This window comes from Clavibacter sp. VKM Ac-2873, assembly GCF_015351075.1.
GTDB lineage: Bacteria > Actinomycetota > Actinomycetes > Actinomycetales > Microbacteriaceae > Clavibacter.
The window spans coordinates 1-25,165 of sequence record NZ_JADKRS010000004.1 but is presented as its reverse complement, the minus strand read 5'-3'; the positions used below and the strand labels follow the sequence as shown (position 1 = coordinate 25,165).

Sequence of the window (25,165 nt, the reverse complement as noted above, 5' to 3'; positions counted from 1 at the left end):
TAGGCAGCGGACGCGCATCAGACCAGCTCATGTTGCTGGTGCACCATTAGCATCGCTGATGATGGACATCCGCACCGAGCACCTGCGCACCCTGGCCGCCGTCGTCGACACGGGCACGCTCGACGCGGCCGCCCGGGCGCTGCGGCTCACGCCCTCCGCGGTGAGCCAGCGGATCACGGCGCTCGAGCGCAGCGCCGGCCGCGTGCTCCTCCGCCGCACCCGGCCCGCCACCACGACCGAGGCGGGCGACGCCGTGCTGCGGCACGCGCGCCAGGTGCTCCTGCTCGAGCGCGACCTCGACGGACTGCTCGGCGTGGGCGACGGCGACGCGCCCCGCGCCGGGACGGCGGCCGTGCCCGTGGTCGTGAACGGCGACTCGCTCGCGTCGTGGCTGCTGCCCGCGTTCGCGGCGCTGGCCGCGGAGACCGGGCAGGCGGTCGAGGTGCTGCGCGAGGACGAGCACCACTCCCTCGACCTGCTGCGCGACGGATCCGCCATGGCCGCCGTCACGAGCGTGAAGGACCCGGTGCAGGGCTGCACCTCGGAGCGCCTCGGGCGGATGCGGTACCGCGCGCTCGCCACGCCCGCCTACGTCGCCGCGCACCTGCCCGACGGGCCCACGCCGAGCGCGCTGGCGCAGGCCCCGCTCGTGATGTTCGACCGCAAGGACGCCATGCAGGACCGCTGGCTGCGCGGCCGTCGCGCGCCCGCCGGGCAGCCGCGCCACTACGTCCCGTCGTCGGCGGAGTTCGTCACGGCGGTCACGCTCGGCATGGGCTGGGGCATGCTGCCCGACCTGCAGAGCGAGGAGCTCGTCGCCGCCGGCGCGCTCGTCCCGCTCGACGCCGGATCCCACGTGGACGTGGCGCTGCACTGGCAGCGCTGGAGCGTCGACTCCCCCGTGCTCGCCGAGCTCACCCGGCACGTGCGCACCGCGGCCGCCTCGCTCCGGTAGGGAGCGGGCGGCCGCGGGTCGCGTCGGGGGCGCGTCAGCGTCGGAGCGCCGCCCGGGCCATCCGGTTGCCGGCGAACTGCACCACCTGCACGAGCACGATGATGATGAGCACCGCCGCCCACGTGACGACCGGCTCGAACTGCCGGTAGCCGTAGACGATGGCGAAGTTCCCGAGGCCGCCGCCGCCGACCGAGCCCGCCACCGCGGTCATGTCGACGATGCCGACGAAGACGAAGGTGTAGCCGAGGATCAGCGGGCCGAGCGCCTCCGGGATCAGCAGCGTGAAGATGATCCGCACCGGGCTCGCGCCCACGGACCGGGCCGCCTCGATCACGCCCGGCTGCACGGTGAGCAGGTTCTGCTCGACGATGCGGCTGATCGCGAAGGACGCGCCGAGCGACAGCGTGAAGATGATCGCCGGCTGCCCGATGCCGGTGCCCGTGACCAGGCGGGCGAGGGGCTGGGCGGCGACCAGGAAGATGATGAACGGGATCGGCCGGAAGGTGTTGACGACCACGTTGAGCACCGCGAACACGGCCCGGTTCGGCAACAGGCTGCTGGCGCGCGTGAGGTAGAGGCCGAGGCCCATCAGGAGGCCGCCGAGGCCGCCGAACAGGACGGTGAGCAGCACCATCACGAAGGTCTCGACCGTGGACTGGCCGAGCAGCGGGAGGAGCGGGGTGAGCGCGTCCATCTCAGACCACCTCCGTCACGGTGACGCCGGCGCGGTCGGCGGCGAGCACCTCGTCGATGCGCGCGGGGTCGCCCCCGAGCGCGAGGGTCAGGTTGCCGAACGTGCGGCCCTGGATGTCGGTGATCCCGCCGTGCACGACCTCGAACGCGATGCCCGCGGCGGCGAGCGCCCCGAACACCTCGCTCTGCGTCGCGCCGCCGTCCGCGAAGGACAGCGTGACGAGCCGGCCGGGGTGGCGCCGGCGCAGGCGCTGCACCTCGTCCGTCTCGGGCACGCCCGCGACGACCGTGGAGACGAAGCGCCGCGCGGCGTCGCTCGTGGGCCGGGAGAACACGTCGAAGACCTCGCCCTGCTCGATGACGCGGCCGGAGTCCATGACGGCCACGCGGTGCGCGATGGACTTGATGACCTCCATCTCGTGCGTGATGACGACGATGGTGACGCCGAGCTCCTCGTTGACCCGGCGCAGCAGCGCGAGGACCTCGCTCGTGGTCTCGGGATCCAGCGCGCTCGTGGCCTCGTCGGCCAGGAGGATCGCGGGGCTCGTCGCGAGCGCGCGGGCGATGCCGACGCGCTGCTTCTGGCCGCCGGACAGGTCGTCGACGCGGGCGTGCGCCTTGTCGGCGAGGCCGACGAAGTGCAGGAGGTCGCTGATCCGCCGCTGCTGCTGGTCCTTCGGCATGCCGGCGACCGTGAGCGGGTACGCGACGTTGCCCCACACGGTCTTCGAGGTGAAGAGGTTGAACTGCTGGAACACCATGCCGATGCCGAGCCGGAGCTTCCGCAACTCGCGCTCGGGCAGGCCCTGGATCTCCCGGCCGTCGACCGAGACGGTCCCGGAGGTGGGCCGCTCGAGCGCGTTGACGAGCCGCACGAGGGTGCTCTTGCCGGCGCCCGAGTAGCCGATGATCCCGAACACCTCGCCGCGGCGGATGTCGAGGTCGACGTCGGCGAGCGCGTCGAGGGCCGGCTCGCCCTTCGCGCGCGGCGGGTAGGTCTTGCCGACGCCGCGCAGGGAGACGTGCGGGGCGTCCGTCATCGAGCCGCCTTCTTCTCGGCGACGGCCTTCTCGGTGGTGGCGAGGAGGCTCTGCAGCTCGTCGGGCGGCGTCTGCAGCGGGATCGCCGTGCCGCCGGAGTTCTCGACGACCGCGTCCACGACGGCGGGGGTGTCCCGGAAGATCTGCGCGAGCTTGAGATACGTCGCGTTCTGCGCGTCGTCGGCGCGGGCCGCGAACACGTTCACGTAGGCGAGCGCCTTCGGGTCGCTGGGGTCGTCCTGCGCGATCGCGTCGTCGGCGGTGAGGCCGGCGTCGGTGACGAAGTCGTTGTTGATGATGACGGCGTCCGCATCCGGCAGCGACGTGGCGGTGAGCGCGGCGTCCACCGTGGTGACGGTGACCTTCGACGCGGCCTGGTCGACGTCGTCGAGCGTGGAGACGCTGGATCCGCCGCCCTTCAGCGTCAGGAGGCCCTCGCGCTGGAGCAGGAGGAGGCCGCGCGCGAGGTTCGACTCGTCGTTGGGGAGGATCACGGTGCCGCCCTGCGGGATGTCGGCGACCGACGTGTGCTTCGACGAGTACAGCCCGAGCGGGTAGATCGCGGTGGCGCCGATGGGCGCGAGCTCCTCGCCCGAGCCCTCGTTGTACTGCGCGAGGTACACGAGGTGCTGGAACTGGTCGAGGTCGATCTCGCCCTCCGCGAGCGCCGGGTTCACCTGCGGGTACTCGGTGAAGTCCACGATCTGCACGTCGATGCCCTGCTCCTTCGCCGCGTCCACGAAGAGGGGCCACTGCGGGTCGCTCGCGCCGACGACGCCGATGCGCACCGCCTTGCCGCCGCCGCCCGAGAAGGCGCCGGTGGCGAAGAGGACGGCCGCGACGACCGCGAGGACGACGACGACCGCGCCGATGATGAGGCCGAGGCGGTTCCTCCGCTTCGGGGCGTCGATCAGGGGTGCCTGGGTGGTCATGGGGGTCCTCTCGGTGGTGCGGGCGCCGGTGCTGTCCGGTGGTGGTGCGGGTGCGGGGATGCTGCTGCGGGGACGCGCGATGCGGCCGGACGACGCGCGGGTGCGCGCGCCGACGCGGTCTGGCGGGCGCACGGCGGCGACCGCTCGGGATGCCTCCCGCGAGGCGTGCGCGGGACGACGGTCCCGCCTGCGGTGCGGGACACCTCCGGTGGCCGATGGCCGCGTCCCTGCAGCACCTCGACGGTAGGCGGACGGACGGGGGCGTGTCGAACCGGGCCGTAACACGGGGACACCCCGCATCGCCCGCGGGATGTGGCAGGGTCGGCCACGGAGGTGCCCATGCACGAGGACGACGACGACGACGTCTCCGCGCTCCCCCTGGAGGAGCTGCGGCGCCGCGTCTACGCGCAGGGGGCCGACGAGGCCGACGAGCGGCGGATCCGCGCGGCCGCCGAGCTCGCCCGCCGCGAGCGCGCGTCCCGGCCCGCCGCGGCCGACGCCGTCCGGGACGCCGACGGCGGCGATCCCACGGACGCGGATGCGGACACGCCGACCACGGCTGCCGGCGACGCGGACGCCGAGGCTCCCGTCGACCCGCACGACGCGGCCCCCACCCCGCCCCGCGGATCCCGGCGCGTCCTCATCGGGGTCGCCGCCGCCGCGCTCGCGCTGGGCCTCGCCGCGGGCGGCGCGGTCGGCGCGTCCCTGGGCAGCGGATCCCCCGTCACGACGTCCGCCGACGGCACGCCCAGCCCCGGCGCAGACGCGCCACCGACCGCCGTGGGGACGTCCCCCGGCCCGAGCGCGAGCGCCGACGGACCCACGCTCCTCGGCCCCGACTCCACCTCCGACCAGCGCAGCCGCCCGGTCGGCGCGATCTTCGACGGCCCGCAGGAGGACGGCGACCGCCCGCCCAAGGCCGTCCGCGCCGACATCAACGCCACCACGATCCGCGCGGTGCAGACGAGCGTCGGCCTCTACGCCGCGCTCTCCACGTCGGGCGACCTCTGCCTCCTGGTCTTCCCGAGCGGCGGCGCCGGGGTCGTCACGTGCGCGTCGCCCGACCGCGTCGCGTCCGACGGCCTCCGCATCGCGTGGACGACCGAGTTCCCGTCGCGCAACCGCGACGGCTCGACGGGCATGATCACGGGCGACGTGACGGCGACCTGGTCGGGGGACGACCTCATCACCCTGACGACACCGAACCGCATCCTCGCGTACTGAGGCGGACTCGACGGACCGCTCGCACCCTGTGGGAGGGTCGACGCGTCGGAAGGGACACCACCATGGACGCACGCGCATCGGGGTCGGACGACGACCTCACCACGCTCCCGCTCGACGCGCTCCGCCAGCTCGTCTACGCCGAGGGCGCGGACGAGGGCGACGAGCGGTGGATCCGCGCGGCCGCCGAGCTGACCCGCCGCGAACGCGCGTCGTCCCCCGCCGCCCGTCCGGCGGATGCGGACGGGCCGGACGCGGAGAGCGACGAGGCCGACACGGCGGATCCGCCCGCGCGCTCCCGCCGGACGCTCGCGTGGGCCGGCGGCGCGCTCGTCGTCGGGCTGCTCGCGGGCGCGGGCATCGCCGCGGGGGTCGGCGGATCCGCGGACCCGACCGCCGACACGACGGTGGTCCCCTCCGCCGCGGCGACCGACGAGTCCGCGCCGCCGCCGGATCCCGCGGACGTGCGCTCTCTGCTCGGCACCGACATCAGCCGCACGTCGGCCCCCGTCGCGGTCGACGGGATCCTCGCCGCTCCGCAGCAGGAGGCCGACCGGCCGCCGCGCTCCCCCGCCGGCGACATCGACCTCACCTCGATCCGCGGCGTGCAGACGAGCGTCGGCCTCTACGTGGCGCGCACGATCTCCGGCGACGCGTGCCTGCTCGTGTACCCGTGGTCCGGATCCACCCCCATGGACGGGGACAGCCCCGGATCCGGCGTCGCGTCCTGCGCCCCGCCCGCGCAGCTCGCGGTCTCGGGCCTCGAGATCACCTGGATCGCGAACGTCCCGGCGCGGGCGTTCGACGGGAGCGTGCGCATGGAGGGAGGCGGGCTCAGCGTCGTCTGGTCGCCCGACGGCACGCTCACCCTGAGCTCGCCGGACGTCCTGCTCGCCTACTGACCCGCGAGCGGATCAGCCCTCGAGCAGCTCGCTGAGCTCCATCCATCGGCTCTCGAACGCCTCGACCTCGGCCTCGATGGCGCGCACGCCCTCGTTCGCCTTCGCCAGCCCCTCGTAGTCGTTCGGGTCGTGCTCGGCCATGGCGTCGAGCGCCTGGCGGCGGCGCGTGTCCGCCTTCTCCAGCTTCCGCGTGATGCTCGCGAGCTCCTTCTGCGCGTTCCGCAGCTCGGCGCCCTGCAGCTGCGAGCCGCCGGATCCGCCGAGCGTCGCGGTGGCCTGGCCGCCCACCTCGTCGGGCCGCGCGACCGTCGCCTTCTCGGCGTTGCCCGGCTGCGACCGGAGCTTCAGGTACTGCTCTACGCCACCGGGGAGGTGGCGGAGGTTGCCGTTCATCACCGCGTACTGCTGGTCGGTGACGCGCTCGATGAGGTACCGGTCGTGGCTCACCACGAGGAGCGTGCCGGGGAACGAGTCGAGCAGGTCCTCCATGGCGGCGAGCATGTCGGTGTCGAGGTCGTTGGTGGGCTCGTCGAGGATGAGCACGTTCGGCTCGTCGAGCACGATGAGGAGCAGCTGGAGGCGGCGCTTCTGGCCGCCCGAGAGGTCCTTCACCGGGGTGGACAGCTGCGCGCTCGTGAAGCCGAGGCGCTCGAGGAGCTGGCCGGGCGTCATCTCCTTGCCGCCCGCGACGTACGTGGTGCGCTGGCGGCCGATGACGGTGGACACGCGGTCCTCGAGCACGTCCTTCAGCTCGTCGAGCTGCTGCGTGAGCACGGCGACCTTGATGGTCTTGCCGCGCTTGACCCTGCCGGTGGTGGGCTGCAGGGATCCGGCGACGAGCGACAGCAGCGTGGACTTGCCGGCGCCGTTCACGCCGAGGATGCCCGTGCGCTCGCCGGGCGCGATGCGCCACTCGACGTCCTTCAGGATCTGCTTCTCGCCGTAGCTGACGGACACGTCGAGCAGGTCGACGACGTCCTTGCCGAGCCGCTGCATCGCCATGGACGCGAGCGAGACGGTGTCGCGCGCGGGCGGCTCGTCGGCGATGAGGGCGTTGGCCGCCTCGATCCGGAACTTGGGCTTGGCCGTGCGCGCGGGCGCCCCGCGGCGCAGCCACGCGAGCTCCTTCTTCATGAGGTTCTGGCGCTTCGCCTCGGAGACGGCGGCGCTGCGGTCGCGCTCGACGCGCTGCAGGATGTACGCCGCGTAGCCGCCCTCGAACGGCTCGATGAGCCGGTCGTGGACCTCCCACGTCGCGTTCGCGACCTCGTCGAGGAACCAGCGATCGTGGGTCACGACGATGAGTCCGCCGGAGGCCGGCGCCCAGCGGCGGCGGAGGTGGCCGGCGAGCCAGGCGATGCCCTCGACGTCGAGGTGGTTGGTGGGCTCGTCGAGGAAGAGCATGTCGTGGTCGCCGATGAGGAGCTTCGCGAGCGCGACCCGGCGGCGCTGGCCGCCCGAGAGCTGGGCGACGTCCGCATCCCACGGCACGTCCGAGGCGAGTCCGTCGATCACGTCGCGGACGAGGGGGTTGCCCGCCCACTCGTGCTCGTCGATGCCGCCGACGATCGCCTCGCCGACCGTCTGGCCGTCGGGCAGGGTGTCGCTCTGGTCGAGCACGCCGATGGTGATCCCACGGCGGCGCGTGACGCGGCCGCGGTCGGGCTCGAGCCGCCCCGCGAGGAGGGAGAGGAGGGTCGACTTGCCGTCGCCGTTGCGTCCGACGATGCCGATGCGGTCGCCCTCGTTCACCCCGATGGTCACGTCGTCGAAGATCACGCGCGTCGGGAACTCGAGGTGGAGCGCTTCGGCTCCCAGCAGATGGGCCACCGCACGAGCCTAGGCGACCCCGCCGCGGGGAATTCCCGCGGGGCGTCCGGGATTAGCCTCGGTGGCGACCCGAGAGGGCCGCGCGCTCGACGGGGAGCATCCCACCCGGCGCCGACGCGCGGGGACCAGCCCACCGCGAGGAGCGCCCATGAGGACCACCGGCACCGGCACCGGCACCGAGACCAGCACCGAGACCGAGACCGAGACCGAGACCGCATCGGGCGCCGCCGCGGGTGCGCGCGCCGCATCGCCCGTCCGCCGCGAGTCCGCCGCCGGCCTCCTGGTCTACGCGCTCACGCTGCTCGTGATGATCGCCTCGGGCGCCGCGCCATCGCCCCTCTACCCCGTGTACCAGGAGGAGTGGGCCCTCCCTCCCGTGGTGCTCACGCTCGTGTTCGCCGTCTACGTCGTCGGCCTCCTCGCGACGCTGCTCACCGCGGGACGGATCTCCGACCACATCGGCCGGCGTCCCGTGATCCTCGGAGCCCTCGTGATCTCTATCGCCGCCATGCTCGTGTTCGCGTTCGCGCACGACGGGCTCGCCCTCGTGGTCGCCCGCATCCTCCAAGGCCTCGCGATCGGCCTCGCGACCGGCGCGCTCGGCGCCGGCATGATCGACCACCAGCCGCGGCGCCGCTCGGGCATCGCCGCGTTCCTCAACGGCGTCGTGCCGCCCGTCGCCCTCACGGTGGGCGCGCTCGGCAGCGGCTTCCTCGTCGCCTACGGTCCCGCGCCGGAGGAGACCGTGTTCGTCGCCCTCGCGGCGCTCATGGTCGCCGCGGGCGTCGCCGTCGCGTTCGTCCCCGAGCGCCAGCCGCGCCGTGCGGGCGCGCTCCGCTCGCTCGTGCCGTCGGTCGCCGTGCCGCGCGCCGCCCGGTCCGTGTTCACCGCGGTCGTCGGCGGCATGATCGCGAGCTGGGCGCTCGGGGGCATGTTCCTCGCCTTCATCGGATCCGTGCTCGGCACGACGTTCGGCCTGCACAGCGCCGCGGTGACGGGCGCGGCCATCGCCCTCTTCACCGGCACCGGCGCGATCACCGGCATCGTGATCCGCACCCGCGACGCCCGCCGCGGCCTCATCGTCGGGGTGATCGCGCTCGTGCTCGGGCCGGTCGGCCTCGTCGCGGCGATCTGGACCGCCTCGCTCCCCCTCTTCGCGGTCGCCACGGTCGTCGGCGGCATCGGCTTCGGCGCCGGGTTCCAGGCGGGGCTCCGGCTCGTGCTCGCGGAGGCGCCCGTCGACCAGCGCGCGAGCCTCCTCTCCTCCGTCTACGTGGCGAGCTACCTCGCCTTCGGCGTGCCGAGCATCGTCGCGGGCGTCTTCGTCGAGGCGGACGGGCTGCCGATCGTGCTCACGGTCTACGGCGCGTTCGTCGCGGCGAGCGCCCTGGTCGCGCTCGTCCTGCAGCTGGCGGGGCGCCGCACGCGCCGGGCCGAGCGGGACGCCGACGCCTGGGACGCCCACGGCCGGGGTGCCGCCGGGTAAGGAGCCCGCCGACGGATCCGGTCCGCACGCGGGTAGCATCGTCGTCGCCGCGCGGCCGGGAGATCACCGCCCGCCGGCCCCCACCGGAACGGCGTCCCGTTCGTGTCCGGCTCCGAACGGAAGGTGTCCCCATGGCGTTCATCGTCGTCCTGCTCGTCCTCTGGCTGATCCTCACCGTGGTCGGCTTCGCCATCAAGGGCCTCATCTGGCTCGGGATCATCGGCATCATCCTGATCCTCGGCACCATCGTCCTCGGCAGCCTGCGCCGCCGCTACAACGCCGCGAAGACGCCCAAGGCCTAGCCGCCCGTCCCGTCCGGAGTCGGGGCCGTCGCCGCCCGAGGAGGGCGCCGGGTGGGCACCGGCCGCGTGGCACGGCAGGATCGACACCATGATCGTCGCGCGCCGCAACGCCCGCATCGGCTCCGCGGTCGTCCTCACCCTGACGGCGGCGGTCGGCCTGTCCGGCTGCGGGTCCGCGGTCAGCACGGTGGATCCGTCGGAGGCGCGGGAGTCGGTCGTCACGGCCGTGGAGGCCACGACCGCCGCGGTCGGCGGCGACTGGACGCTCTACCGGGGCCCCTGGCCCGAGGTGTGCGAGCAGCCCGGCGGCCGCGACGGAGCCCGGTTCGTGTACATCCTCGAGCGGGAGGGCGCGGACGGGCCTGCGCCGGCCGCGGACACCCGCACGGTCGATGAGCTGTGGCAGGGCCGGGGCATCGCGACCCAGCCCTACCGGAGCGGCAGCTCGGCCCCCCTCATCGGGATCACCGGCGTCGGCGGCCCGGTGGATTCGATCGAATTCCGGGCGTACCGGCAGGGGTACACCGTCTCCGGAGCCTCATGGTGCTTCGACGGGGACGTGGGGGAGCTCCGGGAATCGGGGTGACGCCGCCGGGGCCGCCCGGGTCAGCCGAGCGACGCCACCCACTCGCTCGTGCCGTCGTCGAAGGCCTGCTGCTTCCAGATCGGGACGCGCTGCTTCACCTCGTCCACCAGCAGGCCGCACGCCGCGAACGCGTCGGCGCGGTGCGCGGAGGAGACGGCGCAGGTGAGCGCCACGTCGCCGATGCCGAGGCGGCCGATGCGGTGCTCGACGGCGATCCGCACCTCGGGGTACCGCGCCGAGACGTCGAGCGCGACCTGGCGGATCGCCTGACGGGCGGCCGGATGCGCGGAGTAGTCGAGCCAGAGGACGCCGCGGCCGTCGTCGTGGTCGCGCACGACGCCCTCGAAGGTCACGACCGCGCCCGCGTCGTCCGCGCGGACGGCGTCGGCGCAGTCCTCGACGCGGATGGCGCCGCCGGCGATGCGCGCGAAGAGCACGCGGTCGGCGGTCACGAGCCGGCTCCGGCGTCGGGCGCCGTGTCGGCCGCGTGATCGGTGGCCGGGTGGACGGCGCCGCGCGCCTGCTCGAGCACGTGGTCGAGGATCCGGTCGAGGAGGCCCAGGCCGTCGCGCACACCGCCCGGCGAGCCGGGCAGGTTCATGACGAACGCGCCGCCCGCGAGGCCCGCGTGCCCGCGCGTGAGCACGGCCGTGGGCGTGTGGGCCGTGCCGATGCGCCGCGACTCCTCCATGATCCCGGGGATCTCGAGGTCGAGCAGCGGCGCCGTGGCCTCGGGCGTGCGGTCGGTGGGGGTGATGCCCGTGCCGCCCGTGGTGAGGATCACGCGCGCGCCGCCCGCGACCGCCTCGGCGAGCGCCGCGGCGACCCCGGGGCCGTCCGCGCGGACGACCGGCGCGCCCACCTCGAACCCGCGCTCGGCGAGCCAGGCGACGATGACGGGACCCGTGCGGTCCTCGTACTCCCCCGCCGCGGCGCGCGTGGAGGCGACGATGACGACCGCCCGTCCGCGCGGATCCGCGGCGCTCACGACCGCTCCCAGTCGCCCGACTTGCCGCCCTGCTTCTCGCGCACGAGCACGTCGGTGATCACGGCCCGCGCGTCGACGGCCTTGAGCATGTCGTAGAGCGTGAGCGCCGCGACCGAGGCCGCCGTGAGCGCCTCCATCTCGACGCCCGTGACGCCCGTGGTGCTCACCGACGCGACCACCGTGAGCCGGTCGTCGGCGCCCGTGATGTCGATCTCGATGCGCCCGATCGGCAGCGGGTGGCACAGCGGGATGAGGCTCGACGTCTGCTTGGCCGCCATGATCCCCGCGATGCGCGCCGTGCCGACGGCCTCGCCCTTGGGGAGGTCGCCCGAGATCACGGCGGCCACCACCTCCGGCCGCGTGACGAGCACGGCCTGCGCGACCGCGCGGCGCTTCGTCGTGGCCTTGTCGGTGACGTCGACCATGTGCGCGGATCCGTCCTGCCGCAGGTGGGTGAGGGACGGCGCGGCCGCGCTCGTCGCGGGATCAGTCATCGATGCTCCAGACGGTGACGGGGGCGCCGGCCTCGAGCCGGTCGACGTCCGCAGGGATGTGGACGAGGTGGGTGGCGGTCGCGTACGCGTGCAGGAGGTGGGATCCGGGTCCGCCCACCGCGACGACCCGCCCGTCCGCGTCGAGGCGCCCGCGCCGCACCTGGTGCTTGCCGGCGGGCGAGTCGAGCGGGGCGGCGAGCGGCCGCTCCCGCGACGGGCGGTCCGGGTGCGGGTGCCCGGCGAGGGCGCGGAGCACCGGACGCAGGAAGAGCTCGAACGAGACGAGCGCGCTCACGGGGTTGCCCGGGAAGGCGACCACGGGGATCCGCGCGCCGCCGACCTGCGCCGTCCCGAGCCCCTGGGGCCCGCCCGGCTGCACGGCGACGGAGACGAACTCGACGCCGCCGCCGGAGAGCAGGTCGCGCACGACCTCGTAGGCGCCGGCGCTGACGCCGCCCGTCGTGAGGAGGAGGTCGACGCCGTCGGCGGCCCCGCCGATCGCGTCGCGCACCCGGTCGGCGTCGTCGGACGCGACCCGCAGCACGCGGACGTCGGCTCCGGCGGCCGTGAGCGCCGCGGCGAGCGCGACGGAGTTGGCGTCGTGGATCTGCCCGGGCGCGAGCTCCTCGCCGGGCCCGCGCAGCTCGAGGCCGGTGGAGAGGAAGAGCACGACGGGTCGGCGGCGCACGGCGACGGTCGGGACGCCGGCCGAGGCGAGCACGCCCCAGTGCGCCGGGAGGAGGCGCGTGCCCGCGGCGACGAGCACGGCGCCCGCGGCCAGGTCGCTGCCCTGCGCGCGCACGAAGGCGCCCGGATCCACGGGCGCGACGAAGGAGACGGTCGCGTCGGTCGCGGCCTCGTCGACGAAGCGATCGGGGATCGCGGCCTCGATGGGCACGATCGCGTCGGCGCCGGGCGGGACGGGCGCGCCGGTCATGCAGGGGGCGGCGGTGCCGGGCGCGAGGGGCGCGGGGGCCACGCCCGCGGGGATCCGCGGGGCGATCGGCAGGACGGCCGGAACCGCGTCGCTCGCGCCCGCGAGGTCGGCCGCGCGCACCGCGTAGCCGTCCATCTGCGAATTGCGGAACGGCGGCAGGTCGATGCCGCTCACGACGTCGCGCGCGAGCACGCGGCCGGCGTACCGGTGCGGATCCGCCGCGAGCGCCTCGGCGGAGACGGGCAGCTCCTCCGCGGGCAGGTCGGCGAGCGGGGCGAGGAGCGCGGACACGTCCGCGCGGTGCGCGTCGACCGTGCGTCGGCCGCGGCCAGCGGGGCGGTCGGGGGTCATGGGACCATCATCCCCGACGCGGCCGCGTCCGCCCCCGACGCCATCGGATCCCGAGTCGCGGTCGTCCTCCCCGTCATCCGCGCCCCGGACACGGGCCTTGCCGTCGCGGTCCGGACGCGGGACCCTGTGCGCATGGATCCGCACGAGCGCCGCGCCGCCCTCCGCCGCCGCACGGCCACCGAGATCGGCGCCGTGCTGCTCGCCGCCGCGATCGCGCTCGGCATCGCCGGGGTGGTCGTCTACACGGGCGGATCCGACCTCGGGCTGTTGCTGCTCGTGGCGGCGCTCATGCTCCTCACGGCCGGCGTGGGCCTGGTCGTCTCGGCCGTGCGATCCGCCGCGGACCGACCTCGCTGACGCGGACCCGCTCCTCCCCAGGACGCGTCGACGTATCCGTGTCCGCGTCCCGAAGCCGCCCCTGCCGCGCGGCGCCCGGCCGCCCTAGGGTCGGGTCATGACCATCGCCGCCCGCGGGCAGACCCTCGTCGACCTCCACACCGCTCCCGAGCTCCTCCGGGTGGTGAACGTGTGGGACGCCATCTCGGCTGCCGCCATCGGCTCCCTCCCCGAGACGAAGGCGCTCGCCACCGCGAGCCACTCCATCGCCGCCACGTTCGGGTACGAGGACGGCGAGAGGATCCCGCTCGACCTCCACCTCGACATGATCGGCCGCATCGTCGCCGCCGTCGAGCAGCCCGTCTCCGCCGACCTCGAGTCGGGCTACGGGGACGCGGGCGAGACCGTGCGCCGCGCCATCGGCGTGGGCGTCGTCGGCGCGAACCTCGAGGACGGCATGCGCCCCCTCGACGACTCCATCCGCGCGGTGGAGGCCGCCGTCGCCGCGGCGCAGGCCGAGGGCGTGCCGTTCGCGCTCAACGCCCGCACCGACGCCTACGTCCTGGGCGGCGACCGCGACCGGTCCGACGTCCTGGCGGACGCCGTCGAGCGCACCCGTGCCTACATGGCCGCGGGCGCCACGAGCGTCTTCGTGCCCGGGCCGCTCACGGAGGACGAGGTGCGCACCCTCGTCGAGGCCGTGGGCCCGCAGCGCCTCACGGTCATCGGCATCCCCGGATCCCTCTCTCCCGCGCGCTTCGAGGAGCTCGGCGTCGGCCGCATCTCCTACGGACCATGGACCCAGCGCGTCGCGCTCACCGCGCTGCAGGACACGGCGAAGGACCTCTACGCGGGCGGCGCGCTGCCCGAGGGGACGCGGCCGCTCAACTGACGCGGTCCGCCGGATCCCGGGCTCGACCGCCGAGGCGGAGCCCGCGTCCGGCGTGCCCTGGTTGACTGCTGCCACCGCCCCGAAGGAGCTCCCGTGACCGACACCCCCGCACCGGCGCACGTCGCTGCACCCGCGTCCACCCCGCGCGCCGACATCGGCGTCATCGGCGGATCCGGCCTGTACGCCCTGCTCGATCCCGCGACCAGCACGTCGCATCGCGTCGAGACGCCGTTCGGCCCCACCTCGAGCGAGGTGACCGTGGGCGAGCTGGCCGGCCGCCGCATCGCGTTCCTCACCCGGCACGGCGCGGACCACTCGGTCGCGCCGCACCTCATCGACTACCGCGCGAACGTGTGGGCCCTGGCGTCTCTCGGCGTCGCGGCCATCGTGTCGTCCTCCGCGGTGGGCGGCGTCTCGCCGGACTACCCGCCGGGATCGCTCGTGCTCACCGACCAGCTGCTCGACCGCACGTGGGGCCGGCCCGACACGTTCTTCGACCAGGGCGTCGTGCAGCACCTCTCCGCCGCGGATCCCTTCGACCCCGAGCTGCACGCCCGCGCCGCCGCCGCGCTCGTGGAGCTCGAGGGAGGCGACCGGGCGGATCCCGCGGGGCCGCTGCGCACCTCCGGCACGGTCGTCGTGATCCAGGGCCCGCGCTTCTCGACGCGCGCCGAGTCGCTCTGGTTCCGCCAGGCGGGCGCGCACATCGTGAACATGACGCAGTACCCCGAGGTCGTGCTCGCGTCCGAGCTCAACATCGGCACCGTGAACCTGTCGTTCGTGACCGACGCGGACGCGGGCCTCGCTCCGCTGCCCGGCGAGCAGGGCGACGCCGTCACGGCCGACCTCGTCTTCGCGCGGCTGCGGGAGGCGCAGCCGCGCATCGTGCGGGCGATCGAGGCGGTCGTCCGCGCGATCCCCGACGACTACCGCGGACGCCCGCTCATCGACCCGGACGCGGTCGCATCGGTGCTCGCGCGGCCCGTCAGCGGTGCCGGCACGGCGTCGGGCGTGCGCTCGTGAGCGACGGGATCCTCCTCGTCACGGGTGGCGCGGGCTTCATCGGCGGCGCGATCGTGCAGGCTGCGCTGGAGGAGGGCCGGCGCGTGCGCATCCTCGACTCGCTGCGGGCCGACGTGCACGGCGGCGCACCGGAGGTCGACCCGCGCGTCGAGCTGGTGCGCGGCGACGTCACGGATCGCGGCCAGGTGGCGAACGCGCTCGACGGGGTCGACATCGTGTGCCATCAGGCCGCGAAGGTCGGGCTCGGCGTCGACTTCCTCGACGCGCCCGACTACGTGCGGACGAACGACGGCGGCACCGCCGTGCTCCTCGCCGCCATGACCCGCGCGGGCATCGACCGGCTCGTGCTCGCCAGCTCGATGGTCGTCTACGGCGAAGGCGCCTACGCGGGTGCCGCGGGCCCCGTCCGGCCGCCCGCACGTCGCGTCGCCGACCTCGACGCCGGGATGTTCGATCCGCTCGATCCCGCGACGGGCGAGCCGCTCGTCCCCACGCTCATCGGCGAGGACGTGCCGCTGGACCCGCGCAACGTCTACGCCACCACGAAGCTCGCGCAGGAGAACCTCGCGAGCTCGTGGACCCGCGCCACCGGCGGCCGCGCGGCCGCCCTCCGGTACCACAACGTCTACGGGCCCGGCATGCCGCAGAACACGCCCTACGCGGGCGTCGCGTCGCTGTTCCGCTCGGCGCTCGCGCGCGGCGAGGCACCGCGCGTCTTCGAGGACGGCCGGCAGCGCCGCGACTTCGTGCACGTCCGCGATGTCGCGGGCGCGAACCTCGCCGCGCTCGCCTGGACCGGGGTCCAGGAGCCCGGGTCGTTCCGCGCCTTCAACGTCGGCAGCGGCACCGTGCACACCATCGGCGAGATGGCGGAGGCGCTCGCGCGGGAGGCCGGCGGATCCGCGCCCGTCACCACCGGCGAGTACCGGCTCGGCGACGTGCGGCACATCACGGCCTCGTCCGAGCGGCTGCGCACGGAGCTCGGCTGGGCGCCGCGGATGACCTTCGAGGAGGGCATGCGGGAGTTCGCGACGGCGCCGCTGCGGAGCGCGGTGGTCTGAGCGCGGTGGTCTGAGCGCGGTGGTCCGACCCCGGTGCTCCGACCCCGGTGGTCCGACCCCGGTGGTCCGGGCGCCGACGACCCGGCGACCGCGACCCGGGCCGCGCCCGATCCCCCGAAGGTGGTACCCGGGTGCTGGTCGCGGGCCGACCCCGGCACCTCGGAGGGACGAGGTCGCGGCCGCCGGCTCGCCAGACTGGGAGCATGACCTCCGCATCGCCCCGTCGCGTGAGCCGCCGCTCGGGCATCGCCCTCGTCGCGGCGGCCTCGTCGCTCGCCCTCGCGGGCTGCACGGGCATCACCGACGACATCGCCGACATCTACGCCATCACCTACCAGGTGACGACCACCGGCCCCGCCGACGGCGGCCTGACCGACGTCTCGTACGCGGAGGCATCGCACCGCGGACGCCCGTCGATCGTGAAGGAGGTCGGCCCGGCCGCCCTCGCGCCCGGCGACGACTCGGCGAGCTCCATCTGGTCGGTCGAGTCCGTCGTCACCGCCGAGGACTGGGCGTTCGTGCAGGCCACCCCCGTGGACGGCGAGGCGCTGACCTGCCGGATCCTCGTCGACGGCGTGAGGGAGATCGCGTCGTCGACCGCGGCGCCGGGCCAGCCGGTGACCTGCCAGGTGCCCACCGCGCCGTTCGGCTGAGCGCGCCCGGCGCGCCGACCCCGCGGATCGCGCCGACCATGCGGATCCCGCGGATCGCGCCGGCCTCGCTCACGGCCGACGCGATCCCCGCGGCTCAGTACTTGGCGGACTGCCCGCCGTCGATCGGCAGCACGGCCGCGTTGACATACGCCGCGTCGTCCGAGAGCAGGAACGCGACGACGGAGGCGATCTCCTCCGCCTCGCCGTAGCGCTTCGTCGGGTTGCCCTGGATGAACTCCTCGGCCGCGCCGCGCGGGTCGTCCGCGCTGATCTGCTTCATCGACGCCTCGACCATGGGCGTCCAGATGGCGCCGGGCGCGATGGCGTTGACGCGGATGCCGAACTGCCCGTACTCGACGGCCGAGTTGCGGGTGAGACCCACGACGCCGTGCTTCGCGGCCGCGTAGCCGGACTGGTTGCCGACGCCGCGGATCCCGCCGACGCTCGCGGTGTTGACGACCATGCCGGAGCCCTGCGCGCGCATGACCGCGAGCACCTTCTCGAGGCCGAGGAACACGCCGCGGAGGTTGATCGCGACGACCCTGTCGAACTCGCTCGCGGTGAAGTCCTCGGTGAGGTTCTGGCGGCCCTCGATGCCGGCGTTGTTGAAGAAGCCGTCGATGCGGCCGAAGCGCTCGACGGTCTGCTGCACGTACGCGTCGACGTCGGTCTCCTTCGAGACGTCGGCGAGCACCGTGAGGATCTCGGTGTCGGGCGTCGCGGCCGTGACGGCGGCGACGGTGTCGGCCAGGCCGCCCGCGGAGATGTCGACGAGGGCGAGCCGCGCGCCCTCGGCGGCGAGGCGGACGGCGGCGGCGCGGCCGAGGCCGGACCCTCCGCCGGTGATGAGGACGACCTTGTCGGTGAAGCGGGTGGTGGTCATGGGGTCTCCTGACGAGTCGGGGACGGCGGCCCGCGTCTCGTGGGCGGAGCCGCTGATCCATGCGATCGCATGGACATACCTACCGTAGGTCGGGATCCTGGGCGCGGCCTCCGCGCGCCGGCCGCCGGCCGGGCGACCGCAGACCGGGCGACCGCAGCTCGGGCGCCCGTCGCTCGAGTCGCGTGCGCACCGCGACGAAGACGACCCCGGCGAGCACGCTGTGCACGAGCACCAGCGCGATCGCGTCGGGCTCGACGAACGCGACGTCCCAGCCCGACGACATCCAGCCCGTCCCGCCCAGCAGCACGCGGTTCACCGTGAGCTGCGTCCCGTGGAACGCCATCGCGACGAGGAGCGCACCCTCCATCGGTATCCGCCGCGCGGCGATGAGCGCGAGGCCGAAGAGCCCGAGCTGGAGGACGTAGGCGATCGCGTCGTTCCCTGCGGGCACCGGCGTGAAGGTGCCGGTGTCGGAGCCCGCGAGCGTCCGCACGAGCCAGCGGCCGGACTCGGTGACGACGCCGATCGCCGGGAAGAGCGCGGTGGTGAGGAGCGTGGCGACGACCAGGCCGGTGCCGTCACGGAGGTTCGTCCACATGTACCCGCGGAGGGCGAGCTCCTCCGGGATCGCCTCGTAGAGCGCGAGGACGAGGCCGTTGAGCAGGAGGAACCCGGCGAACGCGGCGAGGTCGACGTCGTCGACGCGGATCCAGCCGAGGAGGCCCGCGGGGACCCAGACGGCGGCGCCCGTGGCGGCTCCGACGCCGACGCCCAGCGCGATCGGCGGCCCGACGCGGCGGGACAGGCCGAGGCTCGCGAGGCTCCTGCGGTCGAGCCGCCGCCGCAGGAGGACGACGGCGGGCACGACGAGCGCGGACATCAGCACGGCCTGCAGGACGGCCTTCGGGATCAAGCCGGCGCCGGTCGCCTGCGCCACCGCGTCCGCGATGCCGATGGCGAGGCCGAGCCCCAGCCCGAGCACGATCCAGGCGAGGAGCGCGACCGCGACGGCGCGGATCCAGGGCTGCGGTCGACGCGTCTGCGCCTCGCGGCGCGGATCCGCGGCGGCGGCGGCCGGGTCATCCCGGCCGGCCGATGCCGTGCGGGCGGATGCGGAGGGGCGGGCGGATGCGGGCACGGGACTCGTCTCGTCGGCGGATCGTGGGCGGCGGGCGTCCTCGCCCATGCTGGCCGCCGGGTCCTCGTCGCGCGATCACGACGGCGGCGCGGCCCACGTCTGGGGCGCGGGATCAGGCGGCGGACGCCCCCGCCGACCCGCCGGCCGACGTCCCCGGCTCGGTGGAGTCGAACACCAGCACCCCGTGCGGATCCGGCGCGAGCAGCGGCCCCACGAACTCCGTGAAGGCCGCGTGCTGCGCGTCGACGCACGCCGGATCCGCGACGGCGCGGTCAGGAGGTGACGAGGAGCGGCACGCCGAGCGCGAGGCCGGCGAGGCCGGTCGCGAGCTGGATCCACGTGCGGTGGGCGGATCCGCGGCCGGCGCGGCGCGCGACGACCACCGTGGCCAGCGCGTCGAGGGCGACGAGGGCACCGGCGACGGTCATGATCCAGGCGATGACGGTGGTGGCCACGCGCCCAGGGTACGGGGCGACCGCCGTGACCCGGACGGGGCCTCGCCAGGACGGATCCGCCGCCGTAGCCTGGCGACACGCGACCACCGCCCGGCCGCGGTGCCCGGCCCTCGACGAGGAGGCCCCATGATCGACCCACCCGAGGCGCCCGACGCCGCGCTCGCCCGACGTCTCCGCGACGATCCCGAGGCCGCGCGCCGTCTCGAGGAGCTGCGACGCACCGCCTACGGCCGCGACGGATCCGCCGCGCCGCTCGTCGAGGTCCCCGCCGGCCTCCGCGCGCGCACGGGCTCCGACGAGGACGAGCAGCCGGGGCCGCTCGTCGCGCTGCTCACGGAGGAGGCGCGGCTCGTCGACGAGGGCGCCGCGCTGCTGGCGGCCGAGCGGCCCGCGGTCGCGCCCTCCACGGCGGACGACGACCGCGCGCCGGACGGGCCCGTCGCCCCGCCCGCCCGCCGCCGTGCGCTCCGACCGGGCCCGATCGCCGCGATCGCCGCCGGCGTCCTCGTGCTCGTCGGCTTCGGCGTCGCCTTCGCCGCGGGCGTCGTCGACGACGGCCGCACCACCGCGTCGCCGCCGACCTCGGAGGACGTCGGCTCCGCCGTCACCTCGACCGCCACCCCGCGCGGGCAGGCGATGGGCACGCCGGACGGGCGACGAGGATCCGTCGTCCCCGACTTCACGGCGGACCCGCCCGTCCGGGTCCCGCCGACCGACGCGGAGCTGGCCGAGGGCCTGCGGGTCCGCGCCGACCAGGCATGGGGGCTCGTGCTCGAGCAGCAGCCCGACGCGGTGCGGCCCGAGGTCGCGACGGAGCGGGTGATCGACGACGAGGAGGACCACGCCGAGCAGCAGGTGGCCTGCCTGCAGGACGCGGGCGTCTCCGCGTACATGGAGGGCGAGGCTGGCTACGGCGTCACCGGCGGGGACCCGGTCGCCGTCTACGCGTGCGCGGTCCGCTTCCCGCTGCGCGACACCGGCGGGCGCACCGACGCCGAGCTCGCCTACATCCACGACTACTACGTCTCGTTCCTCATCCCCTGCTACGCCGCGGAGGGGCGACCCTACGAGGGCGACGTCCCCGCCGTCGCCGACTTCATCGCCGGCGTGCACGCCGATCGGCTCTGGACCCCGTTCCCCGATGCCATGGACGACGGGCTCGCCGCCGCGTGCCCGGTGCTGCCCGCGGCGTACCGGTGACGTCCCCGGTCTCGTCTGCCGAGGCCCTGCGTCGGCGGCTGCGCGATGACCCGGCGGCTGCTCGCACCCTCGATGCCCTCCGCCGGGACGCCTACGGTCGCCCGGGCGACGATGCGTCGCGGGTCGGGGCGCATAGGGAGGTCCGGAGCGCAGCAGCGGACGAGGCCGACACCCTCGCCGCCCTGCTGGCCGAGGAGCAGCGCCTCGTCGGCGAGGGACGGGAGCTGCTCGCGGCCGAGGCGCGCGTGGATGACCTCACCCCGGCCCGGCCCGAGGAGACCGCCGACGCCGACGCCGGGGCCCACGCGGCGCGTCGGCTCGTGCCGCCCCGCCGCCGGATCCTCCGCCCCGGCTCCATCGCCGCGGTGCTCGCGGGCGCGCTGCTCGTCGCGGGGCTCGGCACGGCATCCGCGACCGGCCTCCTCGCCGACGGCGACGACCGGGGCTCCGCGGAGACCGCGGCGACGGCCGGGCCGCCGGGCACCCCGGATCCGCCCAGCGGCGAGACGGGGCCCGCGTCCACCACGGAGCCGCCCGCCGGCATGCGCGCGCAGCTCCCCGCCGGCGTGACCGTCGCGGCGCTCCGGGAGCGCGCGGACGACGCCTGGCAGCGGGTCCTCGACCGGCGACCGGACGCCGTGCGCCCCGACGTCCCGGTCGAGCGGGTCCTCGGCGGCGAGGAGTGGGTGCGACAGCAGGCGGCGTGCCTCGGCGAGTCCGGCGTGCGCGTGCAGGTGATCGGGACCGGCGACGACGCGCGGCTCTCCACCGACTCGGCGGACGACGTCGTGCGGTACGTCTGCGAGGTCCGCTTCCCGGCCGCGCCACGGGGCCCCTGACGGACGCCGCGCTCGGCTGGCTGGACGACCACCGTGAGGGCCGACCCCTGCGCTGACCCGCCGCCCCGCCTCCTGAGGACGCTTCTCACCGCGGTTATGGTGGAGGCCGTGCGCGCCCGCCTCCGACCCCGGCTTCGCGCCACCGGACCGCGATGACGGATCGGCACTCCCCCTGGGCGCCGGATGACGACGACGCGTCCCCCTTCGACCGGCCCGCGCGCCCGCGACGCGAGCGCCGGACCCGGACGGACCGGCCCGCCGCCGCATCCGCCGCCGCGGGCATCGCCTCGACCGCCACCGCCCCCTCGACGGCGACCGCGACCGCGACCGCGACCCCCGTCCGCGAGGAGCACGGCGACCCGGACGACCACGGGCACGACGCCCCGCGCCCCGCGCGCGCCACCCCCGCCGGCCTCGGCACCGGCCTCGCGACGGGCCTCGCCCTCGTCCTCCTGCTCCTGGCCCTCCGCGCGGTCTCCCCCGCGCTCGGCGACGGCGTCCTGCCCGACCGGCTGCAGGACCTCGTCACGCTCTCGGTCAGCGTCATCGTGGAGTCGCTGCCGTTCGTGATCCTCGGCATCGTGCTCTCGATCGTCGTCCAGGTGTGGGTGCCGCCCGGCGTCATCGAACGCCGCCTCCCGCGCAACCCGTTCGCGCGCCGCGCCTGCATCTCGTTCCTCGGCATGGCGCTGCCGGTCTGCGAGTGCGGCAACGTGCCGCTCGCGCGCGGCCTCGTGGTGCGCGGCTTCACGGTGCCGGAGTCGATCACGTTCCTGCTGGCTGCGCCGATCCTCAACCCGATCACCATCATCACGACGCACGCGGCATTCGGCTGGGACGGCTGGATCCTCGTGGCCCGGCTCGTCGGCGGCTTCCTCATCGCGAACGTGGTCGGGTGGCTGTTCAGCCTCCACCCCGACCCCGACCGCCTCCTCACCGACGAGTTCCGCGCCGAGTGCGCCCTGCCGGATCCGCACGCGCACGGCGGCGCCCGGGTCCGGACGTCGATCTCGCTGTTCGGCCGCGAGGCGACGACGATCATGCCGGCGCTCGTCATCGGCTCCCTGCTCGCGGGCCTCATCCAGGTCGCGGTGCCGCGCGAGGTGCTGGTCACGCTCGGCGGCAGCCCGATCCTCTCGGTCCTCGCGCTCATGCTCCTGGCCTTCGTCGTCTCGGTCTGCTCCAACGTCGACGCGTTCTTCGTGCTCTCGTTCGGATCCGTGTTCCTGCCGGGCGGCATCGTCGCCTTCCTCGTGTTCGGCCCGGTCATCGACGTGAAGATGCTGGCGCTCATGCGCACCACCTACTCGACCCGCACGCTCGTGATGATCACCTCGGTCGTCGCGCTGATCAGCCTCGCGCTGGGATGGGGTGTCAATGCCATCGCCTGACGACCGGACGCGCGACGACCGCGAGGCCCGCGCGCCCCGCGACCGCACCACGACCGGCCTCCGCCGCGTCCTCCGCCGTCGCGCCGCGGGCGGCCGCGCGTCCTCCACGGCGGGCCTGGTGCTCCTCGCCGCGTGCATCGTCTCGACGCTGTGGCTCGCGGTCACGGGGCAGCTCGGCCTGTACATCCACCCGCGCTACTTCGTCTTCACGGGGATCATGGCGGTCATCGGCCTCGTCGCGACCGTCGCCGGGTTCGCCCTCCGCCCGTCGGAGGCGGCCGACGGCCACGACCACGCGCACGACCACGACGGCGGATCCCCGTCACCGGACGCCCGCGGCACCCTCCGCGCCCGCGTCTCGCGCGTCACCGTCGCCGCCGTCGTCACGGTCACGGTCGTCGCCGTCCTCGTGCTCCCGCCGCGCACGCTCACCCAGAGCACCGTGACGCAGCGCGCGCTCAACTCGAGCACGGTCGCCTCCGGCGCCGCGCCCGACGAGCAGCTCGTCGGCGCCGGCGACTCCTCCCGCCTGGGCGTCAAGGACTGGGCGCGGCTCCTCGCGCAGACGACGGACCCGACGTTCTTCACCTCGAAGTCCGTCGACGTCACGGGCTTCGTGAGCGCCGACCCCGACGATCCCGACGACGTGTTCTACGTGACCCGCTTCGTCATCACGTGCTGCGCGGTCGACGCCCAGCCCGTCGGCGTGCCCGTCTACCGGCCCGGCTGGAGGTCGACGCTCCAGACCGACGAGTGGGTGCGCGTCACCGGCCCGTTCGCGTCGAACCCGAGCGCGCGGAGCCGGCAGCCGCTCGCGGTCATGCCGCAGGGCGTCGAGCCGGTCGACCAGCCCGCCGACCCCTACGTCTACTGATCCGCCCGTGACCGACGCACCCGCCTCCCCGCGCGCCTTCCGGCGGGCGTTCGCCGCCGTGATCCTCGTCCTCGTGCTCGCCTGCGGCGGCCTGCTCGCGGTGGCCGGCAGCCAGGGGCCGCGGCTCGTGCGCACCGACGTGGATCCGCTCGCCGTCGTGCAGCAGTCCCGACAGCGGCTCGTGCTCGCGGCGAACCGGCCGATCCAGCCCGTCGACGCCTCGCGCATCCGGATGGAGCCCGGCGCCGACTTCACCGTCGACACGCAGGCCGACCGCGTCATCATCGACTTCACCCGGCCGCTGGCCTACGACGCCGACTACACGGTGTCCGTCGACGGCGTCCAGGGCGTCGGCGGCGGGCCCGCGTCGGACCTCCGCACCGCGTTCCGCACGGGCGACCCCGGCATGCACGTGCTCGTCCGGGGCGGCGGGCAGCAGCCCGACCGGATCCTCCGGCAGAGCGTCGCCGGCACAGGCACGGGCACGGGCACGGGCGAGGGCGCGAGCGCGAGCGACGTCGTGTTCCAGGCCGCGAGGATCCAGGAGTACGCGGTCGTCGGGAACTCGCTGGTCGTGGCGACCCTGCAGGACGACGGGGAGAACGGACTCGTGCTCGCGGCGCTCGACGGATCCGGCCAGGTCGACCTGCCGCTCCCCGGCCGCGGCACGCTCCAGGACCTGCACGCCGAGGACACGGGAACGACCATCGGCTTCCGCTTCACGAGCGCGGACGGCGGCCCGTTCGACGACACCCTCATGGTCGACGACGTCGCGGCGGCCGCCGTGCCCACGCCCGCCATCGGGGTCGACGGCCAGCCGATCCGCGCGCAGGCGTGGGGCTTCGTGCCCGGGCATCCGCAGCTCGTCGCGCACGGGCGGGACGGCGACCTGGACCTCGTGGCGATCGACGGCTCGTCCCCCGTCGTCCCGCTCGGCCGCCACGGAACGCTGGGCGCGTTCTCCGCGGACGGCACCCGGATCGCGGTGACGGATCCCGGCTCGACCACGGAGATCGACCTGGGCACGGCCCAGCAGACGACGCTGCCCACCGCGAACGGCGGCGGCGACCTCCCGGACGACGACGCGATCTCGTTCGTGCCCGGCGACGACGACGCGGTGCTCCGCGTGCGCACGGCACGGGATCCCGCGACAGGCGCCGCCACGCAGCGCCTCGTCGTGGTGCGCGACGGCCGCGCGAGCGACGTCTACGTGCCCGCGGACCCGGCGACCCGCATCACGGGCCTGTCCGTCACCCCGAACGGCCGCTTCGCGCTGCTCGAGACCGTGCCGGATCCCGCGCGCGGCGCCAGCGACGGCTACCCCCGCGAGCCGCGCGACACGACCGTGACCACGCTCCTCGTCGACCTCGCGACGGGCACGGTGACCCGCAGCGTCGCGGGCTCCGAGGTCACGATCGGCTGAGCCCGCGCCGAGCGGCGGAAGACCGGCTCCGGGTCCCGGAGCACGCCGGCACGGTCCCGGTGGAGCGGCAGGTGGATGCCTTCCGCTGACGCGCCGGCGCGATCCGACCCCGGACGCGCCGACGGCCCCGGCTCCCGGAGAGGGAGACGAGGCCGTCGATGCGTCGTGCTGTGATCGCAGGTGGTGCTGTCCCGGGGTCGAGCCCGGGTGGGGTGCTACTTGGTGTTGACGGTGATCTTGGCGATGCCGACGACGAGCTGGTCGGTGACGGCGGTCGTGC

27 protein-coding genes are annotated in these 25,165 nt (G+C 75.1%); 16 read left to right on the top strand and 11 right to left on the bottom strand.

Annotated features, from left to right (window positions below):
* Positions 1 to 58 precede the first annotated feature (58 nt).
* Positions 59 to 955 carry a LysR family transcriptional regulator ArgP gene (locus ITJ44_RS11920; protein ID WP_194635777.1) on the top strand — a complete coding sequence of 299 codons (897 nt, stop codon included), beginning with the start codon at positions 59 to 61 and terminating at the stop codon, positions 953 to 955.
* A gap of 34 nt (positions 956 to 989) precedes the next feature.
* On the opposite strand, the gene ITJ44_RS11915 is transcribed toward ITJ44_RS11920, so the two are convergent.
* The 3 genes from ITJ44_RS11915 to ITJ44_RS11905 are packed head-to-tail and all read right to left on the bottom strand — an operon-like array spanning position 990 to position 3,620.
* Positions 990 to 1,649, bottom strand: a complete 660-nt coding sequence (locus ITJ44_RS11915; RefSeq protein ID WP_194635776.1) for a methionine ABC transporter permease — start codon at positions 1,647 to 1,649, stop codon at positions 990 to 992.
* Position 1,650: 1 nt separating this feature from the next.
* Entirely contained in the window at positions 1,651 to 2,688 is a 1,038-nt protein-coding gene (locus ITJ44_RS11910) for a methionine ABC transporter ATP-binding protein (RefSeq protein WP_194635775.1), read from the bottom strand.
* Complete coding sequence (locus ITJ44_RS11905) at positions 2,685 to 3,620, bottom strand: MetQ/NlpA family ABC transporter substrate-binding protein (protein ID WP_194635774.1); 936 nt, start codon at positions 3,618 to 3,620, stop codon at positions 2,685 to 2,687. Before ITJ44_RS11905 ends, ITJ44_RS11910 begins: the two co-directional genes overlap by 4 nt.
* Positions 3,621 to 3,959: 339 nt before the next feature.
* Between ITJ44_RS11905 and ITJ44_RS11900 the strand changes: the two genes are divergently transcribed.
* Both ITJ44_RS11900 and ITJ44_RS11895 read left to right on the top strand, forming a co-directional pair.
* Positions 3,960 to 4,844, top strand: coding sequence for a hypothetical protein (locus ITJ44_RS11900; protein WP_194635773.1), 885 nt, complete (start codon positions 3,960 to 3,962; stop codon positions 4,842 to 4,844).
* Positions 4,845 to 4,906: 62 nt separating this feature from the next.
* Positions 4,907 to 5,743, top strand: a complete 837-nt coding sequence (locus ITJ44_RS11895; RefSeq protein WP_194635772.1) for a hypothetical protein — start codon at positions 4,907 to 4,909, stop codon at positions 5,741 to 5,743.
* Between the two features lie 12 nt (positions 5,744 to 5,755).
* Here ITJ44_RS11895 and ITJ44_RS11890 read toward each other — a convergent pair whose 3' ends face one another.
* Entirely contained in the window at positions 5,756 to 7,573 is a 1,818-nt protein-coding gene (locus ITJ44_RS11890) for an ABC-F family ATP-binding cassette domain-containing protein (RefSeq protein ID WP_194635771.1), read from the bottom strand.
* A gap of 148 nt (positions 7,574 to 7,721) precedes the next feature.
* Here ITJ44_RS11890 and ITJ44_RS11885 point away from each other — a divergent pair, with 148 nt between their 5' ends.
* From ITJ44_RS11885 to ITJ44_RS11875, 3 genes are all read left to right on the top strand, one after another.
* Positions 7,722 to 9,059 carry an MFS transporter gene (locus ITJ44_RS11885; RefSeq protein ID WP_194635770.1) on the top strand — a complete coding sequence of 446 codons (1,338 nt, stop codon included), beginning with the start codon at positions 7,722 to 7,724 and terminating at the stop codon, positions 9,057 to 9,059.
* Positions 9,060 to 9,190: 131 nt separating this feature from the next.
* Entirely contained in the window at positions 9,191 to 9,361 is a 171-nt protein-coding gene (locus tag ITJ44_RS11880) for a hypothetical protein (RefSeq protein WP_167435227.1), read from the top strand.
* 88 nt (positions 9,362 to 9,449) lie between these two features.
* Positions 9,450 to 9,947, top strand: a complete 498-nt coding sequence (locus ITJ44_RS11875; protein WP_194635769.1) for a hypothetical protein — start codon at positions 9,450 to 9,452, stop codon at positions 9,945 to 9,947.
* Between the two features lie 20 nt (positions 9,948 to 9,967).
* On the opposite strand, the gene ITJ44_RS11870 is transcribed toward ITJ44_RS11875, so the two are convergent.
* From ITJ44_RS11870 to glp, 4 genes are read right to left on the bottom strand one after another with little or no spacing between them, the layout of a single operon-like run.
* Positions 9,968 to 10,399 carry a molybdenum cofactor biosynthesis protein MoaE gene (locus tag ITJ44_RS11870; protein ID WP_012039001.1) on the bottom strand — a complete coding sequence of 144 codons (432 nt, stop codon included), beginning with the start codon at positions 10,397 to 10,399 and terminating at the stop codon, positions 9,968 to 9,970.
* Positions 10,396 to 10,935, bottom strand: coding sequence for a molybdenum cofactor synthesis domain-containing protein (locus tag ITJ44_RS11865; RefSeq protein WP_194635768.1), 540 nt, complete (start codon positions 10,933 to 10,935; stop codon positions 10,396 to 10,398). The genes ITJ44_RS11870 and ITJ44_RS11865 overlap by 4 nt, the downstream gene beginning before the upstream one ends.
* Positions 10,932 to 11,429: a cyclic pyranopterin monophosphate synthase MoaC gene (moaC, locus tag ITJ44_RS11860; RefSeq protein WP_194635767.1), complete on the bottom strand. Its 498-nt coding sequence runs from the start codon at positions 11,427 to 11,429 to the stop codon at positions 10,932 to 10,934. The genes ITJ44_RS11865 and moaC overlap by 4 nt, the downstream gene beginning before the upstream one ends.
* Positions 11,422 to 12,717, bottom strand: a complete 1,296-nt coding sequence (gene glp / locus ITJ44_RS11855) for a gephyrin-like molybdotransferase Glp (RefSeq protein WP_194635766.1) — start codon at positions 12,715 to 12,717, stop codon at positions 11,422 to 11,424. The genes moaC and glp overlap by 8 nt, the downstream gene beginning before the upstream one ends.
* A gap of 132 nt (positions 12,718 to 12,849) precedes the next feature.
* Here glp and ITJ44_RS11850 point away from each other — a divergent pair, with 132 nt between their 5' ends.
* The 5 genes from ITJ44_RS11850 to ITJ44_RS11830 all read left to right on the top strand — a co-directional run bounded on the left by ITJ44_RS11850 (position 12,850) and on the right by ITJ44_RS11830 (position 16,682).
* Positions 12,850 to 13,074, top strand: a complete 225-nt coding sequence (locus ITJ44_RS11850) for a hypothetical protein (RefSeq protein WP_194635765.1) — start codon at positions 12,850 to 12,852, stop codon at positions 13,072 to 13,074.
* A 97-nt stretch (positions 13,075 to 13,171) separates the two neighbouring features.
* The gene (locus tag ITJ44_RS11845) at positions 13,172 to 13,945 is read left to right on the top strand and encodes an isocitrate lyase/phosphoenolpyruvate mutase family protein (RefSeq protein WP_194635764.1); all 774 of its coding nucleotides are present in this window, start codon (positions 13,172 to 13,174) and stop codon (positions 13,943 to 13,945) included.
* A gap of 93 nt (positions 13,946 to 14,038) precedes the next feature.
* Positions 14,039 to 14,968 (top strand): MTAP family purine nucleoside phosphorylase, encoded by a 930-nt coding sequence (locus ITJ44_RS11840; RefSeq protein ID WP_194635763.1) that lies wholly within the window; start codon positions 14,039 to 14,041, stop codon positions 14,966 to 14,968.
* Positions 14,965 to 16,029: an NAD-dependent epimerase/dehydratase family protein gene (locus ITJ44_RS11835; RefSeq protein ID WP_194635762.1), complete on the top strand. Its 1,065-nt coding sequence runs from the start codon at positions 14,965 to 14,967 to the stop codon at positions 16,027 to 16,029. The genes ITJ44_RS11840 and ITJ44_RS11835 overlap by 4 nt, the downstream gene beginning before the upstream one ends.
* A gap of 203 nt (positions 16,030 to 16,232) precedes the next feature.
* The gene (locus tag ITJ44_RS11830; protein ID WP_194635761.1) at positions 16,233 to 16,682 is read left to right on the top strand and encodes a hypothetical protein; all 450 of its coding nucleotides are present in this window, start codon (positions 16,233 to 16,235) and stop codon (positions 16,680 to 16,682) included.
* Between the two features lie 94 nt (positions 16,683 to 16,776).
* On the opposite strand, the gene ITJ44_RS11825 is transcribed toward ITJ44_RS11830, so the two are convergent.
* The 3 genes from ITJ44_RS11825 to ITJ44_RS11815 all read right to left on the bottom strand — a co-directional run bounded on the left by ITJ44_RS11825 (position 16,777) and on the right by ITJ44_RS11815 (position 19,158).
* Positions 16,777 to 17,565 carry a glucose 1-dehydrogenase gene (locus ITJ44_RS11825; RefSeq protein ID WP_194635760.1) on the bottom strand — a complete coding sequence of 263 codons (789 nt, stop codon included), beginning with the start codon at positions 17,563 to 17,565 and terminating at the stop codon, positions 16,777 to 16,779.
* Between the two features lie 79 nt (positions 17,566 to 17,644).
* Complete coding sequence (locus ITJ44_RS11820) at positions 17,645 to 18,703, bottom strand: type II CAAX prenyl endopeptidase Rce1 family protein (protein ID WP_228495043.1); 1,059 nt, start codon at positions 18,701 to 18,703, stop codon at positions 17,645 to 17,647.
* 272 nt (positions 18,704 to 18,975) lie between these two features.
* Positions 18,976 to 19,158 carry a hypothetical protein gene (locus ITJ44_RS11815; protein ID WP_194635759.1) on the bottom strand — a complete coding sequence of 61 codons (183 nt, stop codon included), beginning with the start codon at positions 19,156 to 19,158 and terminating at the stop codon, positions 18,976 to 18,978.
* A gap of 126 nt (positions 19,159 to 19,284) precedes the next feature.
* On the opposite strand from ITJ44_RS11815, the gene ITJ44_RS11810 reads away from it, so the two are divergent.
* The 5 genes from ITJ44_RS11810 to ITJ44_RS11790 all read left to right on the top strand — a co-directional run bounded on the left by ITJ44_RS11810 (position 19,285) and on the right by ITJ44_RS11790 (position 24,885).
* Entirely contained in the window at positions 19,285 to 20,358 is a 1,074-nt protein-coding gene (locus ITJ44_RS11810) for a hypothetical protein (protein WP_194635758.1), read from the top strand.
* On the top strand, positions 20,355 to 21,197 hold the full coding sequence (locus ITJ44_RS11805) for a hypothetical protein (protein WP_194635757.1): 843 nt from the start codon (positions 20,355 to 20,357) through the stop codon (positions 21,195 to 21,197). Before ITJ44_RS11810 ends, ITJ44_RS11805 begins: the two co-directional genes overlap by 4 nt.
* A gap of 512 nt (positions 21,198 to 21,709) precedes the next feature.
* Positions 21,710 to 22,588, top strand: coding sequence for a permease (locus tag ITJ44_RS11800; RefSeq protein WP_194636043.1), 879 nt, complete (start codon positions 21,710 to 21,712; stop codon positions 22,586 to 22,588).
* A complete protein-coding gene (locus ITJ44_RS11795; protein WP_194635756.1) occupies positions 22,575 to 23,462 on the top strand; it encodes a TIGR03943 family protein in 888 nt (295 codons plus the stop codon). Before ITJ44_RS11800 ends, ITJ44_RS11795 begins: the two co-directional genes overlap by 14 nt.
* A 7-nt stretch (positions 23,463 to 23,469) precedes the next feature.
* Positions 23,470 to 24,885 (top strand): hypothetical protein, encoded by a 1,416-nt coding sequence (locus ITJ44_RS11790; protein WP_194635755.1) that lies wholly within the window; start codon positions 23,470 to 23,472, stop codon positions 24,883 to 24,885.
* Positions 24,886 to 25,165 lie beyond the last annotated feature (280 nt).

Excerpts from the sequence above, each read along its gene's own strand:
- ITJ44_RS11880 (WP_167435227.1), top strand. The coding sequence starts at position 9,191 with ATGGCGTTCATCGTCGTCCTGCTCGTCCTCTGGCTGATCCTCACCGTG.
- ITJ44_RS11885 (WP_194635770.1), top strand. The coding sequence starts at position 7,722 with ATGAGGACCACCGGCACCGGCACCGGCACCGAGACCAGCACCGAGACC.
- ITJ44_RS11905 (WP_194635774.1), bottom strand. The coding sequence starts at position 3,620 with ATGACCACCCAGGCACCCCTGATCGACGCCCCGAAGCGGAGGAACCGC.
- moaC (WP_194635767.1), bottom strand. The coding sequence starts at position 11,429 with ATGACTGATCCCGCGACGAGCGCGGCCGCGCCGTCCCTCACCCACCTG.
- ITJ44_RS11900 (WP_194635773.1), top strand. The coding sequence starts at position 3,960 with ATGCACGAGGACGACGACGACGACGTCTCCGCGCTCCCCCTGGAGGAG.
- ITJ44_RS11795 (WP_194635756.1), top strand. The coding sequence starts at position 22,575 with ATGCCATCGCCTGACGACCGGACGCGCGACGACCGCGAGGCCCGCGCG.
- ITJ44_RS11910 (WP_194635775.1), bottom strand. The coding sequence starts at position 2,688 with ATGACGGACGCCCCGCACGTCTCCCTGCGCGGCGTCGGCAAGACCTAC.
- ITJ44_RS11830 (WP_194635761.1), top strand. The coding sequence starts at position 16,233 with ATGACCTCCGCATCGCCCCGTCGCGTGAGCCGCCGCTCGGGCATCGCC.
- ITJ44_RS11845 (WP_194635764.1), top strand. The coding sequence starts at position 13,172 with ATGACCATCGCCGCCCGCGGGCAGACCCTCGTCGACCTCCACACCGCT.
- ITJ44_RS11875 (WP_194635769.1), top strand. The coding sequence starts at position 9,450 with ATGATCGTCGCGCGCCGCAACGCCCGCATCGGCTCCGCGGTCGTCCTC.
- glp (WP_194635766.1), bottom strand. The coding sequence starts at position 12,717 with ATGACCCCCGACCGCCCCGCTGGCCGCGGCCGACGCACGGTCGACGCG.
- ITJ44_RS11895 (WP_194635772.1), top strand. The coding sequence starts at position 4,907 with ATGGACGCACGCGCATCGGGGTCGGACGACGACCTCACCACGCTCCCG.
- ITJ44_RS11810 (WP_194635758.1), top strand. The coding sequence starts at position 19,285 with ATGATCGACCCACCCGAGGCGCCCGACGCCGCGCTCGCCCGACGTCTC.
- ITJ44_RS11850 (WP_194635765.1), top strand. The coding sequence starts at position 12,850 with ATGGATCCGCACGAGCGCCGCGCCGCCCTCCGCCGCCGCACGGCCACC.
- ITJ44_RS11915 (WP_194635776.1), bottom strand. The coding sequence starts at position 1,649 with ATGGACGCGCTCACCCCGCTCCTCCCGCTGCTCGGCCAGTCCACGGTC.
- ITJ44_RS11825 (WP_194635760.1), bottom strand. The coding sequence starts at position 17,565 with ATGACCACCACCCGCTTCACCGACAAGGTCGTCCTCATCACCGGCGGA.
- ITJ44_RS11920 (WP_194635777.1), top strand. The coding sequence starts at position 59 with ATGATGGACATCCGCACCGAGCACCTGCGCACCCTGGCCGCCGTCGTC.